The following is a 14443-nucleotide window of genomic DNA, read 5'->3' as shown; positions in this document are numbered from 1 at the left end:
GAAATGAATATTAAACCCACTAAACACGATATTCAAGCGGCAACCGGGAAGATGATCTCTGATATTCTTGCCCCTGATTTAACTATTTTGTTCTGCGGCATCAATCCGAGTCTTTATAGTGTGGCAGTCGGACATCATTTTGCCCGCCCTGGAAACCGCTTTTGGAAGACGCTTCACTTCGCAGGATTCACAGAACGATTGCTCAAACCCTTTGAAGATCGAGCGCTCTTGCAATTTGGCTATGGACTGACGAATATCGCCGATCGCGCCACCGCACGAGCCGATGAACTCACCCCCGAAGAACTGATTGTTGGTCATCAACAACTCGCCGCAAAAGTAGAGTATTACCGTCCAAAAGTGCTTGCTGTCCTGGGAATCAGCGCTTACCGAATCGCGTTCAATCGCCCCAAAGCCACGATCGGACAGCAATCCGACTCGATTCACAAAGCAATCATTTGGGTGTTACCAAATCCTAGTGGATTGAATGCTCATTATCAGTTAGACGATTTGGTGCGATCGTACCAGGAACTTTTAATCGCAGTGAAATAGGTCTTGGGGCTATAGTGTGAGATATTTGTGCATCTATGATTAGTGATGGGGACGATCGAGGAGAATCAGCAAATGGTGACTATTCCCAAACAGATGCTTTCGGTTCCGCCTTTGGAGAATGGCGATCGGCTCTCGCGCCACGAGTTTGAGCGTCGATATCAAGCCATGCCGCAGGTCAAAAAAGCCGAATTGATTGAAGGTGTAGCTTACATGGCATCCCCGCTTCGCATTAAAAGTCATGGTGAACCCCACGGAAATATCATCGGTTGGCTGTGGACTTATAAAACCGCAAAACCGGGTGTAGTTTTGGGTGACAATCCCACCGTGCGTCTAGATCCAGACAATGAGCCACAGCCGGACGCAGTTCTGTTCATTCCAGGCAGACAGGCGACCATCAGCGCCGATGACTACATTGAAGGTGCGCCAGAACTGGTCGCCGAAGTGGCAGCCAGTACAGTATCGATCGACCTACACGACAAGAAACGGGCATATCGTCGCAGCGGAGTGCAGGAATACATCGTTTGGCGCACACTGGATCAGCAGCTAGATTGGTTTGTGCTGAAAGATGATGAGTATGTTTTGCTGAACGCAGATGAGCGGGGCATTATTCGCAGTCGGGTGTTTCCAGGGCTGTGGTTGGCGGTGTCTGCACTGCTGAAGGGTGACATGAAAACGGTGCTGTCAGTGCTGCAAACGGGCTTACAGTCTTCTGAAGGCTAGAGCGATCGCCCTATTCGGATACGGGATCAAAAATGATTTCATGGCTAGCGTTGGGGAATGTGCGTCTCAACGCTTTCAAATAGTCTTCTGCCTGACTGCGATAACGAAACCTTTGAACGACGATCCGCTGCATTCTGGGCAGGAGCCGAATGATGCACCACGGATGCAAACGCTGCCAGTAGTTTGACGCTGCAAAACTGTCACCCGATCGGTTGGGCTGAGAGGCTGGTATCATAGTCACGTCTCCATTTGTGGGACTTGGTGGCGATCGCTCTTGAGTTGTCCAGACCGAGGAGCGATCGCCTTCTAGCACACACTTATTAAATGCTGCGTACGCGGCAATTGTCAAGTAGTAGATGGGACTGATCCGATTAAAAGTCCGGGAATTAGCTGCTGAAAAGGGTTGGACGTTGAAAGAGGTTTCTGTAAGATCGGGAATTGCTTATGGCACGGTCAGGAGCTATGCTCACTCTCCTACTTTGGCAACGGTTGATTACACTGCGTTGATGAAGTTGGCGCGGGTTTTTGAGGTGACGATCGAAGATCTGATCGAAGTTGTTGAAGAGTGACAAACGTCGAGATGACTACATTCACTGACTTCCAAGGACGGCAGATTCGCCTAACCGATGAGCGACGGCAGCATATTCTCGAACATCCAGAGATGACAGCTTTAGAGCATGAGCTTGAGCAAACTTTGATAGAGCCAGAAAAGGTCAGGCGCTCCCAAAGTGACCCAAGTGTCATCTTGTATTACCGCTATTGTAAAGATACGATCGTTGGAGAGAAGTGGCTTTGTATCGTCGTTAAGATCTTGATCAATGATGCTTTTATCTTGACAGTATATTTAACTAACAAACTTAAATCGGGAGAGTCGTTGCGATGAATCAACAAATCAAAGTTTGGTTTGATCCAGAGGGAGACTTTTTAGAGGTTGTGTTCTTGGATAAACCTGGTTATATGCGAGAAACGAATCATGATGCGGTGATGGAACGAATTGATGAGGAGGGCAATATCTTGGGCTTCTCAATTCTCGGTATCAGCCATCTCGATAAATCTAACCCTCTCATTGCTCAACTAACGCCCAAAGCTTCGTAATGAGCTATGCCTGAAAACTAGATTGTCTAGAGCTGAATCAGTTGAGGAGTAGCAATGCCGTTGGATTATTTGACTGAGATTTATAGCTCGTTTGAGCCGTTTCAGCCACCACCTAGAGAAGCCTACGTCGATTGCCAAGAAGTGCGCGGCGGCTGGGAAGTGGTGCGTGAGTTGGGACGAAAGATTGCTCGATCGAAGCAACCAACCTGTCAACTCTATTCTGGGCATCGGGGCGTGGGCAAATCTACAGAACTGCTGCGACTGCGGGAATATCTGGAAGCGGAAAAGTTTAAGGTCGTTTACTTTGCGGCAGACGATGAAGACATTGAGCCGCAGGATACTGAATATGCTGATATTTTGTTTGCCTGTGTGCGGCATCTAGTGCGCGATGTGCAGATTCCTGAAGACCACAATCCGCTTGTGAAGTGGATGAAGTCTCGCTGGCAGTGGCTCAAAGAGTTTGCTCTGACAGAGTATGAGTTTACAGATTTGAAGCTAGAGCAGCAGATCAGTCAGTTTGCTAAAATCAGCGCTAACCTGCGGGCTGTGCCTGACAAACGGAGAGAGTTTCGGCAAAAGCTCAATACCAATACTCAGTCGCTGGTGGATGCCTTGAATGAGTTTATTGGTGAAGCAAAATCGGTGCTTCCCAAGGACTGCAAAGGGGTTGTGCTGGTAGCAGACAACTTGGATCGCATTGTGGAGGTGAAGGAATCGGCAACCAAGCCAAGTAACTATGACGAGATCTATCTGAGTCGTAGTGAGATTTTGCGGGGGTTAGCTTGCCACGTGATCTACACGATTCCGATTTCGATGGTGTATTCCGATCGCAGCACTCAGCTAGAAGACAACTACGATAAGCCGGATGTGTTGCCGATGGTGATGGTGAAAAATCCTGATGGCACTGAGAACCAGAAGGGGTTAGAGAAGCTGCGAGAGTTAATTATGCGGCGCATGGTGTTGACCGACCCCAATTTAATGCAAACGCTGGAGGGCAGGGTTGAAGGGTTGGACACGCCGCCTGTGTTTGACAGTCCAGAGACGCTGAGGCTGTTGTGTCTGATGAGTGGTGGGCATGTGCGAAATTTGATGCAGATGATCCAAAAAGCGATCGACTGGACAGATCAGTTGCCGATTACGGCGAAGGCGGCGAAACGGGCGATCGATGAGACGCGAGAAACCTATAACCGGGCGATTCAAGAGCATCAGTGGGTGCTTTTGGCGCAGGCTTGTACGGTGCGGCAGCGTGAGAATGATGTCGAGCATATGCGGCTAATGTTGAATCGATGTTTGCTGGAATATCGCTATTATGATCAGCAGGATGAGCTACAAGTTTGGTGCAATGTGCATCCTTTGATTGAGGGAATTCCGAAGTTTCAGGATGCGTTGAAAAAAGTGCAGGCCGCACATGAATCTAGCTGAACTGAGTCAAAAGTCACCTTCTGAGGAAGAGGTTTATCAGGCGTTGCGGCGATCGCTCCAGCGGCGGAAGGGGTTTGGTCTCGTGTTTGTGCAATGTTCACCTGCGACGGCGACTCGTCTGATTGCCAGAGTGAAGTCTGACATTTCTCAGAAGAAAATTGCGGTGTTGTCGCTAACGGAGGAAATCGACAATCTATACAACTTGGTGGAGGCTCGACCCGACAAAGATGAGTTGAATATTTTGATTATTCAAGGGCTAGAAAAGTCTTTGGAGCCTTACATTACACCGGGTTATGGCGGTGAAGGTGACTACTATACTCTCAGCAATCTGCCGCCCATTCTTGGACACTTAAACCAGCGTCGAGATGGTTTCCTAGATCGCTTTCCTCGTCTCTGTTTTGTGTTTGTTCTGCCGTTGTTTGCGATTAAATATTTGATTCAGCGATCGCCTGATTTCTTTGATTGGGGCGGTGGCATCTTTGAGATTCCTTCCAATTCGGAGCTAATAGAGCAAGAATCGTTGCGGATAGTACAGGAAGCCGATTACAACGAGTATCTCAACTGGACACAACCAGAAAGAGATCGCAAAATTGCAGAAATTCAATGCTGGATTGGTGAGCCTAATCAAACATCTGAACGCAAAGCTCAACTGTTCTTTAAACAAGGCAATCTTTTCTATGCTTCTGATGTGTATGAAGCAGCGATTTCCAGCTATGACCAAGCAATAGAATACGAACCGGGCTTACCTGAAGCCTGGTTTATGCGTGGCATTGCACTGGGTAATTTAGAACGCTACGAAGAGGCGATTGCTAGTTATGACCAAGCACTCAAACACAAACCAGACAGCGATACAGTCTGGTACAATCGCGGCATTGCATTTGGTAATTTAGAACGCTACGAAGAGGCGATCATCAGTTATGATCACGCTCTTAAAGTTAGTCCAGATGATGATAGTACTTGGCACAAACGAGGGCTCGCTTTTGCTAATCTAGGAAAATACCACGAAGAGATTGACAGCTATAATCAAGCTCTTGCAATAAACCCTAACAACAGTTCAGCACTGAATAGTCGTGGTTATGCTCTGTTTGAATTAGACCGTTGTCAAGAGGCAATTGCTGATTTTGATCAAGCAATTCGATTAAATCCTAATAGTGATACTTCATGGAGCAATCGGGGAGCTACTTGCTCACGGTTGAAGAGGTTTGATGAGGCATTTGCTTCTTTTGAGCAGGCACTCAGGCTTAATCCCAAGAATAATAATGTCTGGTACGACCAAGGTTGTGCCTTGTCTAAATTGAAGCGCTACGAAGAAGCAATTAACAGTTATGATCGTGCTCTAGATATTAAACCGAAAGACTACCAAGCCTGGTGCAATCGTGGTACTGCGCTGTTTTATTTACAACGCCATGAAGAAGCAATCGCCAGTTTCGACCAAGCTCTCAGGTACAAACCTGACGATCACGAAGCTCTGCATAACAAAGCTTGTTGTTATGCGTTGCAGGGTCAGGCTGAATTAGCGATCGTCACCCTCAAGCAAGCGATCGACCTTGACCCCAAATATCGTGAAATGGCAAAAACGGATGCTGATTTTGATAGGATTCGTGGCGACGATCGTTTTCAGGCGCTAATTCAAGAACAGGTGGAATAAGTATGGTCATTCGTTCATTGCGCGTCTATGCTGACACCTCTGTGTTTGGCGGCGTGTTCGACGAAGAATTTGATACAGCTAGTCAAACATTCTTCCAGCAAGTTCAAGCAGGACAATTTCAGCTAATCACTCCACCGATCGTACAAGCAGAAATCGAATCTGCTCCAGAAAAAGTTCGGTTGTTCTTCGATCAAATGTTGGCGATCGCAGAACTCATAGACGTTTCCGAACAAGCCCTTCAACTTCGCAAAGCCTATCTCGATGCGGGCATCGTCACTCCCAAATCTGCTACTGATGCCTTGCACGTCGCCCTAGCAACAGTAGCAGGTTGTGCCCTAATCGTGAGTTGGAATTTCAAACACATTGTACGTTTTGACAAAGTTCCTCTGTATCGTGCCGTCAACACGTTAAACGGTTACGCTGAGATTGGGATCTATTCTCCACTAGAGGTCATCAGCAATGAAGAAGAATAAAGACTTTGACTGTGTTGAAATGAAGCGATCGGGAGCCGAAAAAGTCTATGAACATACGCGAAATATGACGCTCTTAGAAGAACTTTCATATTGGCAACAACAAACAGAAAAACTACGGCAGCGACAAGCGATCGCGACTTACAATCAAGCCCGTAATTATGGGTTACAGAGACAAGTTGAATTAGCGATCGCCACTCTCAAGCAAGCGATCGACCTCTATCCTGAATGTCGTGAGATGGCAAAAACTGATGCTGATTTCGATCGGGTTCGCAGCGACGATCGTTTTCAAGCTCTGCTGAAAGGATGAATAGTGAACATTACCATTCATCCTCACGCTCAAGCGAGATTGGTGGAACGAGGAGCCACCGTTGAAGAAGTTATTGCAACCGTGGAAGGTGGAAAAGTAGCTCAAGCCGACTTCGATCGCACTCGATTTCGTCGCCGCTTTCCCTTCAACGCAGAATGGAGAGAAAAGATTTATGCAACCAAGCAAATTGACGCGATCGCGGTTGAAACAGAACCAAAAGCGTGGCTTGTCATTGCCGTTATTGTCAAGTTCTTCTGACGGCACAAACTGATCAAGTTAGACTAAAAGCACTAAATCCCAGCAACGGGATTGAAATAGATGAATTCTGGTAATGGGACTAGCCTTATGAAACTCACTTACGACCCTCGATACAACATCGCTTACATCACTCTCAGAGACAAAACAGAGCAAGTTGAAACGATTGAAGTCAGCAGCGAGATGAACATCGATCTAGCCCCAGATGGCACCATTTATGGAATTGAGTTACTCAACGCCAACCAACAACTTGGAAACGCCGATCAGTCAAACCTGATTGTCGTAAACGAAGCATTGGGGGAATCATCAGAAATCAAATTGTCTCTCAATCAGGTGTAACCAGCGATCGTCAACCTCAAGCAAGCGTTGCCTTCGGCTGTTGCGAAGCTAACCGACCTCGACCCCAAATATCGTGAGATGGCAAAAACCGATGCTGATTTTGAGCGACGATCGATTTCAGGCATCACTCATCGAACAGGTAGAATAAGACAGAGAAGCGCGATCGCCCTCAAAGCACTCGGTACAAACAGTCATATGAACTATCAAAACATCATCACGATCGAACCTGGCAAACGTAGCGGCAAACCTTGCATCCGAGGAATGCGAATCACCGTTTACGATGTGTTGTCTTACCTCGCTTCAGGCATGACCTACCAGGAAATCTTAGAAGACTTTCCGTACTTGACGCAAGAAGATATCTTAGCCTGTTTGAGCTACGCCGCTGATCGAGAAAGACAAACCCTCGTCGCCCAAGCATGAAACTTTTGTATGACCAGAATTTATCGCCTTGTCTCGTTGATCGCCTTGCAGACTTATATCCAAATTCAAAACACGTCTACGAAATTGGGCTTGACCAATCAAACGAGGGACTCTGTGGACTTACGCCCAACACCATGACTTTATCATTGTATGGATTCGTCGAGGAAATTGTTCGACTCGCGACATCGAAACCATGTTGCGATCGCACTTTGACACAATTCAATCCTTGAATGAAAACCCAAACGCTGGAATACTGACCTTATTCTGAGTAAAAATGCTGCTTATTGAACTAGAGATGGCTTCATAGTTCTCCGAAGGGGTAATCGCCAATTTTAGACGAGCTTTGCCTCTGACTGTTGCGAAGCTAACCGACCTCGACTCCAACTATCGTGAGATGGCAGAAACTGACGCTGATTTTGATAAAGTTCGCAGTGACGGTTGCTCCTTCTCCCTATTCTTGAAAGCGATCGTAATCATTGCTTAGAGGGGTAATTGCTCCTCAAAAATTTAGCATTCCAAAAACCTAAAAACTCTTGTACAATACACCGCAGTGATGAAGTTGTGCCCCGAAGCCTGATCTAGGCAATCAGACTCCGAGGACTTCCATCCCTAGTTAGCGTAATTAACTCAGGAGGCGTTCATGATTGTACACCGTCAGCTTTGCTATGGGATCTTGAAAGGCTGGAATCAAGATCCTGCATACACTTTTTATCCCAACGGAACGTCTGATCAATCAGCATTCTTGTCCTCTTTGAACTAACCGAGAGGACAAAACAATATGGGAGTTAGGACGATCGTTCCTGGCTCGATTTCGTTCACCGTTGAGTTGCGTTGCTCAACGGAAAAACGGTATCGAGTCAGTGTCACTTTAGATTTGCAAGAGCGTTACATCTTCCTCTCGTCTGGCATTCTCGTGAATGTGAGCGATCGCATTGAAGAGTTTGTCTCACAACTGAGTGAGATTGCATCAAACCAACTGGCATTGTTCAAATGGGATGGCACGAGTGACTTGATGACTGAATATCAAATTGTTCGGGTGTTGCCCGGATATCAAGTTGAACGTTCTTTAGTGAAGTTCAACATTGTTATCGGCGAGGGTTCACCCGTTCAAGTGGAGGAGTTGCACAACAAAGTCACCATTCAATTATAGGAAGTTGGGCGTGAGGAAGTCGTCGCTAGATTGGGGCGGCTCCCTCATAAAACCTCCTGCATGAATAAAATTCTCGATACAAACTCTCTCAGGTTTCGCTCCGTTCAGGTCAGCTTGTGCCCCCTAAATCCCCCATTCTGGGGGACTTTGAAACCGTAAGTCTTCTCAAAGTCCCCCAAACTTGGGGGATTTAGGGGGCGTTCCCGGATTCGTGCAGGAGGTCTATTGCAGTTTAGCGATCGCGCCTCGCTCGACTAAAATCTGTTGCGTTAACAAATCTTGAACCGTCGCAATCAGCACTCGTTGATCGGTGACTTCAAACTGCACTGAGATGCGATCGCTACCCACTTGCCCCGGTGGATCGAGGTGAGCCACACATACTTGTTCGTGCTGACTTTCGAGCGATCGGTAAGTCTCTTGTTGACGCATCGGTAGACTCGTCATTTTGCCCTGTTCGTCGTATTTAACTTCTGATTGAGTGATCACCGCGACCTCTCCAATGTCGAGACGAAGGTCAGTTTGTCCCTCGATCGCGGCTTGCAAAATCAGTGGTTCAGACCGCTGACAGGGATAGTGATCGCCCTGCTCAAATAGCGGAAAGTAGGAATAAGTTCGAGTATAAGGCTCCCACAGACGAATCGCGTAGCTGTGACGCAGATAATCCGCGATCGTTATAGAACTGATCGCCAATGCACCATGACAGACTGCTTCAAAGGGTTTATCAAGCTTGACTCGCTGCCGACCAAAATAAGACTCAATCAGGTGTTGCACTGCCGGGATCAAACAACTGCCACCGACGAGCAACACTTGCTCAATCTCAGATTTATGAATGCCTTTTGAACGTGCGATCGTCAGCACTTCATCAAGTGATTGTCGCACCTGTTCTAATAGCTGTCGCGTTTCTAGAATGTCTTCTAACTGTGTGCGCGTCAGACGCAGATCGTAAGACCTAAACGTCTCTTCATCGAGCCAGCTTTCTTTGACTTCTTCAGTGGTTGATAAACGAACTTTTAGACGTTCGGCAATTTCTAGCAGGGTTTGCCACCCGATCGTCCCGATCGCGTCGCGAGATGAGCCAATTTGATGCAAATAATCTTCAACAATCCACTGGTCGATATCTTCACCCCCGATATAAGCATCTGTTTTTGCCAACACATCTGCCCGTTGCACGTCAGAATCTTTAGAGACTCCAGTGGTTCGCACTAGGCTTAGATCTAAGGTGCCACCGCCAAAGTCAACAACTAATACGACACCAGGATGCTGCACTGCATAGCCTAAAGCTGCTGCCGTAGACTCATCGACCAGCCGCACATCAGCAGCGCCGAGCCGAGATGCCACCTCACGAAACCAGCCCAGATAACGTTCAAACGCGCCTACTGGAACAGTAAAAACAACGTGAGATGGATCAATTTGCTGTTGCTGAAGTTGTTGCCAGATCGCTTGCAGAAATTGTTCAGATATCCATTCAACCGAGTAACGTTGTCCATCAATGTGACGATCGGGGGGCTGAAAATCGGCAGCAAGATTGCGTTTAAACGCTTTAAACAGGCGATCGGGTTGAGACACGCCTAAACGCTGCGATCGCACCTGTTCCCCCAGGATCAATTGCCCCACATTATTCACAAATACCAGCGTCGGAATCACCGGAACCTCGTCGCCTGCTCCTTTTAACAGTCGTGAGATCGCTGAAAAGCGAATCGTTTTAGGCGTTTGGGTATCGGGTTCGAGAGAACTAACAACGGTGGTGGTAGTGCCGAAGTCGATCGCGACAGTGGTCATAGAAAAAGTTTAAAGTTTATTGCCAGAATCCACACTAATCAACGCTCCAGGCGGAAGAGTGCGGCTTACTTTTGCAGGACAGAGAATCCGTTCTCCCTGGCGATAACCGACAAAGCGAATATAAACGCCTTCGCCGATCGCGATACCATCTACATCGGGCTGATGGAGTTGCGGATGGTAAGAAACCTGCTGCCAGGGAGAACCGATCGCTTCCATGCCCCACGTTTGCAGTAGATTTTCTAAAGGTGTAAAGAGGGCAACTAAATTTTGGGCAGGCATATCAGGGTTGGTCTGCGCCATTTTACAAGCGCTTGGATAGTTGATTAATAGCATTTGCAGTTGTTCAAAGTTCGCATTACTAAAATCTAGCGCCAGTTGTTCTTTTTGTAATCGTAATTCTTCGCGGAGTCGTTGACATTGCTGTTGCAGTTCAGTGACCGTGAGTTCGTTATTGTTGGACAGTTCGCTACGATCGGGCGTTTTGCCAATCCAGCTTAAGACGAGAGCAATACACCCAACTGTAAGAACAATCCCAAATCCAATCAGATTAGAATCATCCGTCATCAGACTTCACCTGACGAATTTGAGTATCTTCTACCATTAGGAATTCGTCGCCTTCGTAATAGTCTGGCAATAATTTCTGCGATTCAACGGTGCCGATCGCTCGTTCGATTTCTAACGTCATTTCTGTGCAATTTGTGTCACCGTTCAACACCCTTTCAGTGATTTTGCCATCTTTGCCGATGCGATACTCAATTGTTTGATAGTCCGCCATAAAATTATCCAAGCTGCACTCAGTGTTAACTCTCTCATCTTACTCAAAAGGCAACAATTGTCTAAATTGGGCGATCGCATCTTGCGTTTGTTGAATCAAAACCGGGTTTTCAGGTTGAGCCGTAGACATGAAAAAAACCACCACCGCTAAAACCTTAGAATCGACGAGAATCGGCACGCCAAACCCTGCTTTAACGCTAAAAGCTTGGGCAATTTGATGCCGCAAAAAATAGGTTTCTGAGTGAGCGGAAGCGTCAGTAATCCACTCTGTTTTTTGAGATGCCCACACCCGTCCAGGTAAGCCCTCGTTTCGATGCAGCACAAACGCCTGACTGCAAAGCTGAAACTGTGACCACGCGATCGCCCGATAAATTTCTATTTGATTGCTGGAACACCAGGCGAGGCTCAACTCTAACGTGTTGAATGCTTGATCAGGAATCCAGGATTCACCATACTCCCAGTCGGTGGTCGCACACACAAAATTCAGCAAAGCGGTCAACATCGTATAGATCGATGCTGAAGTAGAAGACGGTTCTGCGGTCTGTTCAAACTGATTCATAAGTGTGGGTGGGTGAGTTGGGTCAGAAGTTAGAGTAGCCCGGAATCCAGCTTGTTCCGGCGAGAGGAATCCGCGCCATTGCCGCCGCTTCAACAGTGAGAGCCACCAGATCTTCGCGTTCCAGATGGTGGACATTTTGCTTTCCACAGGCACGGGCGATCGTGGTTAATTCCATGTTTAGAGTCTGTAAATAATTTTTAACGCGACGTGCTCCGACTTGTGGTTCCAGGCGTTTTTCTAGCGTTGCATCTTGTGTAGTCACTCCAACTGGACATTGACCCGTGTGGCAATGATGACAGTATCCTGGGGCTGTTCCCAATGCGTTGTAGTCTGCGATCGCTGAATGATGAGTCTCGTTTTGAATATAGGTTTCACTATTGCAGCCCAAAGCCATTAGAATCGCTTGCCCGATCGACACCGCATCAGCTCCCATTGCTAGAGCTTTGGCCACATCTGCCCCGGTGCGAATGCCGCCCGACACAATTAGCTGCACGTGGTCTTTCATATTCAAATCTTCGAGTGCCTCCACTGCTTGCCGAAGGGCTGCCAGAGTCGGAATGCCAACGTGTTCGATAAAGACGCTCTGAGTCGCGGCGGTGCCACCCTGCATGCCATCCAAGACAATCACATCTGCCCCCGCGTGAACCGCCAGCTTGACATCGTTAAACGTTCGCGATGCGCCGATTTTGACATAGATGGGTTTTTCCCAATCGGTGAGTTCTCGCAGTTCTTGTATTTTAATGGTGAGATCGTCGGGCCCTGTCCAATCAGGATGACGACACGCCGAGCGTTGATCAATTCCTTCGGGTAGCGTTCGCATTTCTGCCACTCTAGGATTTACTTTTTGTCCTAATAGCATTCCACCTCCGCCTGGTTTTGCGCCTTGACCGATGACAATCTCGATCGCGTCTGCTTTTCTCACATCATCAGGATTGAATCCGTAGCGAGACGGTAAGCATTGATAAATTAGGGTTTTAGACGAGAGCCGTTCTTCTGATGTCATACCCCCATCGCCTGTCGTAGTCGAGGTTCCCGCTTCGGTGGCGGCGAGTCCGAGGGCTTGTTTGACGTTGGCAGAAAGTGACCCAAAACTCATCCCTGCGATCGTGATTGGCATCTCTAGCTCGATCGGTTTTTTGGCAAAGCGAGTGCCGAGAATCGTCTTCGTGGTGCATTTTTCGCGATAGCCTTCGAGAGGATAGCGACTCAGCGACGAACCGAGAAAGACTAAATCATCAAAATGAGGTAATCGACGTTTAGCGCCCAATCCGCGAATTTCATAAAGCCCATGAGCGGCAGCATTTTGAATGTAGTTGAGAATGCGACGATCGTAGCCTGCCGATTCTTCAAGCGAGAAAGATTGGCCTGATTCAGACTGATTCATGGGGTTAATACTCCTGATTGGCATCCGCGTTCCAGTGATAAAGCTGCTTGGCGGAGGCGATGCGCTTAAACTCTTTGGGGTCGTGACAAAATTCGGCTTTTGCTAATAGCTCACCGACGGTTTGATAATCGGTTTCTGACATCGGCTCAAACTGGGCATCTGCCCCCAGAGATTTTACAGTGCCGCGAATATAGATCACTGCTTCATAGAGAGAATCTCCGATCGCGTCAGCAGCATCTCCACAAATTATGATTCGCCCCGCTTGTGCCATAAACGCCGAGAAGCTACCTACACTCCCACCTACTACAATATCGCCACCTTTAAGTGAAATGCCGCAGCGCAAACTCGCATTGCCATCAATGATCAGCAATCCCCCTTGAGCAGAAGCCCCTGCCGAGACAGACGCAAAGCCTTTGACATGAACCCGTCCAGACATCATATTTTCTGCAACCCCAGTCCCTGCGTTGCCGTCGATCGTCACGTTCGCTAACTGATTCATTCCCGCAGCATAATAGCCGACGTGACCCGCAATCTCAACGCTGATAGGTGAATCAAGTCCGATAGCGATATTATGGGCACCGTTGGGATTCAAAATTTTAATCGGCTTCCCATTGGCGTTGTGATGGAGAAACTGATTCACCTCGCGTAGCGGAGTTTGCGATAAGTCGAAGATTACACTGTCCATACATACAGTTCCTCTGGTGCGGGTTCGTAGAGATGGGCGTGGTTGACATCAGGTAAATGAGCGAGCGATCGGAACTCTGACGCGATCGCCACATAATCATCGGTTTCTGCCACGATCGCAGGTTTACAGGCAAAAGCATCGCGCACCAAGGCGAGTTTGTCTGTCGTTCCCATTAAGAACGTGTAGAAGCCGTCTAACGCTTCAAATCCCTTTTGGATTGAGGCTTCCAAGTTGTCGCCTTCACGCATTCGCCATTCTAAAAAGCGACAGGCGGCTTCGGTGTCGTTATCGGTTTCAAACTTGATACCACGTGGCTCAAGTTTTCGACGAATCTCATAGGGGTTGGAGAGAGAGCCGTTGTGGACGAGACAGAAATCTTCGCCAGCCGTAAAAGGGTGAGCGTGAGCGGCTGTCACCGCCGACTCGGTTGCCATACGCGTATGACCAACGAGGTGAGAGCCTTTGAGCGATTTGAAGTGATAGCGATCGCTGACTTCTTGGGGCGTTCCAGTGTCTTTATAGAGGTTAATTGATCTTCCTGTAGACAAAATATACAACTGTGAATAGTGTTGTTTGATCCATTGTTTTGCTGATTCTGGATCGGCATCACTAATCAAGATTGCGTGATTGCCTTGACTATCAATTTCAGTATCTCCTTCAAAGTGTGATTGAAATTTATAGAGCAATTCTGACCAATTAAATTCTTTGTCACCGGAGTAGAGACTATGTTTGCGATGACTTGGATCTAGCATTTCTGTAAAGATAGCAAGTCCGGCTGAATCGGGCCCGCGATCGCTCATCCCAATCAACATCGGCACTATCATTTCACCGAGTGATTTTCGTAGTTCAGGTTTTTTAACCAGTAGTCCAACAATTCCACACAT

23 protein-coding genes and 1 pseudogene are annotated in these 14443 nt (G+C 47.6%); 16 read left to right on the top strand and 8 right to left on the bottom strand.

Features of this window, described 5'->3' with window-relative positions:
* Positions 1 to 3: 3 nt before the first annotated feature.
* Positions 4 to 549 carry a G/U mismatch-specific DNA glycosylase gene (gene mug, locus BRW63_RS00355; RefSeq protein ID WP_073068935.1) on the top strand — a complete coding sequence of 182 codons (546 nt, stop codon included), beginning with the start codon at positions 4 to 6 and terminating at the stop codon, positions 547 to 549.
* Between the two features lie 72 nt (positions 550 to 621).
* The gene (locus BRW63_RS00350; protein ID WP_073069269.1) at positions 622 to 1269 is read left to right on the top strand and encodes a Uma2 family endonuclease; all 648 of its coding nucleotides are present in this window, start codon (positions 622 to 624) and stop codon (positions 1267 to 1269) included.
* A gap of 10 nt (positions 1270 to 1279) precedes the next feature.
* Here BRW63_RS00350 and BRW63_RS00345 read toward each other — a convergent pair whose 3' ends face one another.
* Positions 1280 to 1618: a hypothetical protein gene (locus BRW63_RS00345; protein WP_219898309.1), complete on the bottom strand. Its 339-nt coding sequence runs from the start codon at positions 1616 to 1618 to the stop codon at positions 1280 to 1282.
* A 7-nt stretch (positions 1619 to 1625) separates the two neighbouring features.
* Between BRW63_RS00345 and BRW63_RS00340 the strand changes: the two genes are divergently transcribed.
* From BRW63_RS00340 to BRW63_RS00285, 14 genes and pseudogenes are all read left to right on the top strand, one after another.
* Positions 1626 to 1838, top strand: a complete 213-nt coding sequence (locus tag BRW63_RS00340; RefSeq protein WP_073068934.1) for a helix-turn-helix domain-containing protein — start codon at positions 1626 to 1628, stop codon at positions 1836 to 1838.
* Positions 1839 to 1849: 11 nt separating this feature from the next.
* Positions 1850 to 2152 (top strand): hypothetical protein, encoded by a 303-nt coding sequence (locus tag BRW63_RS00335; protein WP_073069267.1) that lies wholly within the window; start codon positions 1850 to 1852, stop codon positions 2150 to 2152.
* Complete coding sequence (locus tag BRW63_RS00330; protein WP_073068933.1) at positions 2149 to 2364, top strand: DUF2283 domain-containing protein; 216 nt, start codon at positions 2149 to 2151, stop codon at positions 2362 to 2364. The genes BRW63_RS00335 and BRW63_RS00330 overlap by 4 nt, the downstream gene beginning before the upstream one ends.
* 54 nt (positions 2365 to 2418) lie before the next feature.
* Entirely contained in the window at positions 2419 to 3786 is a 1368-nt protein-coding gene (locus tag BRW63_RS00325) for an ATP-binding protein (RefSeq protein ID WP_073068932.1), read from the top strand.
* Positions 3787 to 4018: 232 nt separating this feature from the next.
* A complete protein-coding gene (locus tag BRW63_RS00320) occupies positions 4019 to 5434 on the top strand; it encodes a tetratricopeptide repeat protein (RefSeq protein WP_189645257.1) in 1416 nt (471 codons plus the stop codon).
* A gap of 2 nt (positions 5435 to 5436) precedes the next feature.
* A complete protein-coding gene (locus tag BRW63_RS00315) occupies positions 5437 to 5907 on the top strand; it encodes a type II toxin-antitoxin system VapC family toxin (protein ID WP_083582583.1) in 471 nt (156 codons plus the stop codon).
* Positions 5894 to 6214, top strand: coding sequence for a TPR end-of-group domain-containing protein (locus BRW63_RS00310; RefSeq protein ID WP_073068930.1), 321 nt, complete (start codon positions 5894 to 5896; stop codon positions 6212 to 6214). The genes BRW63_RS00315 and BRW63_RS00310 overlap by 14 nt, the downstream gene beginning before the upstream one ends.
* A 3-nt stretch (positions 6215 to 6217) precedes the next feature.
* Entirely contained in the window at positions 6218 to 6472 is a 255-nt protein-coding gene (locus tag BRW63_RS00305; protein WP_073068929.1) for a hypothetical protein, read from the top strand.
* Positions 6473 to 6559: 87 nt separating this feature from the next.
* Positions 6560 to 6808, top strand: coding sequence for a DUF2283 domain-containing protein (locus tag BRW63_RS00300; RefSeq protein ID WP_073068928.1), 249 nt, complete (start codon positions 6560 to 6562; stop codon positions 6806 to 6808).
* Positions 6809 to 7003: 195 nt separating this feature from the next.
* Positions 7004 to 7228: a DUF433 domain-containing protein gene (locus tag BRW63_RS00295; protein ID WP_068815108.1), complete on the top strand. Its 225-nt coding sequence runs from the start codon at positions 7004 to 7006 to the stop codon at positions 7226 to 7228.
* A pseudogene (locus tag BRW63_RS29835) lies at positions 7225 to 7281 on the top strand (DUF5615 family PIN-like protein); the annotation flags it as partial. The gene BRW63_RS00295 and the pseudogene BRW63_RS29835, both read left to right, overlap by 4 nt.
* A 44-nt stretch (positions 7282 to 7325) precedes the next feature.
* The gene (locus tag BRW63_RS29830) at positions 7326 to 7496 is read left to right on the top strand and encodes a DUF5615 family PIN-like protein (RefSeq protein ID WP_342352997.1); all 171 of its coding nucleotides are present in this window, start codon (positions 7326 to 7328) and stop codon (positions 7494 to 7496) included.
* A gap of 75 nt (positions 7497 to 7571) precedes the next feature.
* Positions 7572 to 7712, top strand: coding sequence for a hypothetical protein (locus BRW63_RS28005; protein WP_181314299.1), 141 nt, complete (start codon positions 7572 to 7574; stop codon positions 7710 to 7712).
* A gap of 294 nt (positions 7713 to 8006) precedes the next feature.
* Entirely contained in the window at positions 8007 to 8378 is a 372-nt protein-coding gene (locus tag BRW63_RS00285) for a hypothetical protein (protein ID WP_073068927.1), read from the top strand.
* A gap of 222 nt (positions 8379 to 8600) precedes the next feature.
* On the opposite strand, the gene BRW63_RS00280 is transcribed toward BRW63_RS00285, so the two are convergent.
* Genes BRW63_RS00280 through BRW63_RS00250 form a run of 7 tightly spaced genes read right to left on the bottom strand, consistent with a single transcriptional unit; the run spans position 8601 to position 14443 of the window.
* Complete coding sequence (locus BRW63_RS00280; RefSeq protein ID WP_073068926.1) at positions 8601 to 10157, bottom strand: Hsp70 family protein; 1557 nt, start codon at positions 10155 to 10157, stop codon at positions 8601 to 8603.
* A 9-nt stretch (positions 10158 to 10166) separates the two neighbouring features.
* Entirely contained in the window at positions 10167 to 10721 is a 555-nt protein-coding gene (locus tag BRW63_RS00275; RefSeq protein ID WP_073068925.1) for a nucleotide exchange factor GrpE, read from the bottom strand.
* Positions 10711 to 10932, bottom strand: a complete 222-nt coding sequence (locus BRW63_RS00270) for a DUF2997 domain-containing protein (RefSeq protein WP_073068924.1) — start codon at positions 10930 to 10932, stop codon at positions 10711 to 10713. Before BRW63_RS00270 ends, BRW63_RS00275 begins: the two co-directional genes overlap by 11 nt.
* Positions 10933 to 10971: 39 nt before the next feature.
* Positions 10972 to 11490, bottom strand: a complete 519-nt coding sequence (locus tag BRW63_RS00265; RefSeq protein WP_073068923.1) for a transcription factor MYC/MYB N-terminal domain-containing protein — start codon at positions 11488 to 11490, stop codon at positions 10972 to 10974.
* A gap of 22 nt (positions 11491 to 11512) precedes the next feature.
* Positions 11513 to 12874: an FMN-binding glutamate synthase family protein gene (locus BRW63_RS00260; protein ID WP_073068922.1), complete on the bottom strand. Its 1362-nt coding sequence runs from the start codon at positions 12872 to 12874 to the stop codon at positions 11513 to 11515.
* Positions 12875 to 12878: 4 nt separating this feature from the next.
* Entirely contained in the window at positions 12879 to 13559 is a 681-nt protein-coding gene (locus tag BRW63_RS00255) for a protein glxC (protein ID WP_073068921.1), read from the bottom strand.
* Entirely contained in the window at positions 13547 to 14443 is an 897-nt protein-coding gene (locus tag BRW63_RS00250) for a class II glutamine amidotransferase (protein ID WP_073068920.1), read from the bottom strand. Before BRW63_RS00250 ends, BRW63_RS00255 begins: the two co-directional genes overlap by 13 nt.

The sequence above is a fragment of the Phormidesmis priestleyi ULC007 genome, assembly GCF_001895925.1.
GTDB lineage: Bacteria > Cyanobacteriota > Cyanobacteriia > Leptolyngbyales > Leptolyngbyaceae > Phormidesmis_A > Phormidesmis_A priestleyi_A.
The sequence above is the reverse complement of the archived record's forward strand: the minus strand, read 5'-3'. Positions and strand labels throughout refer to the sequence as shown.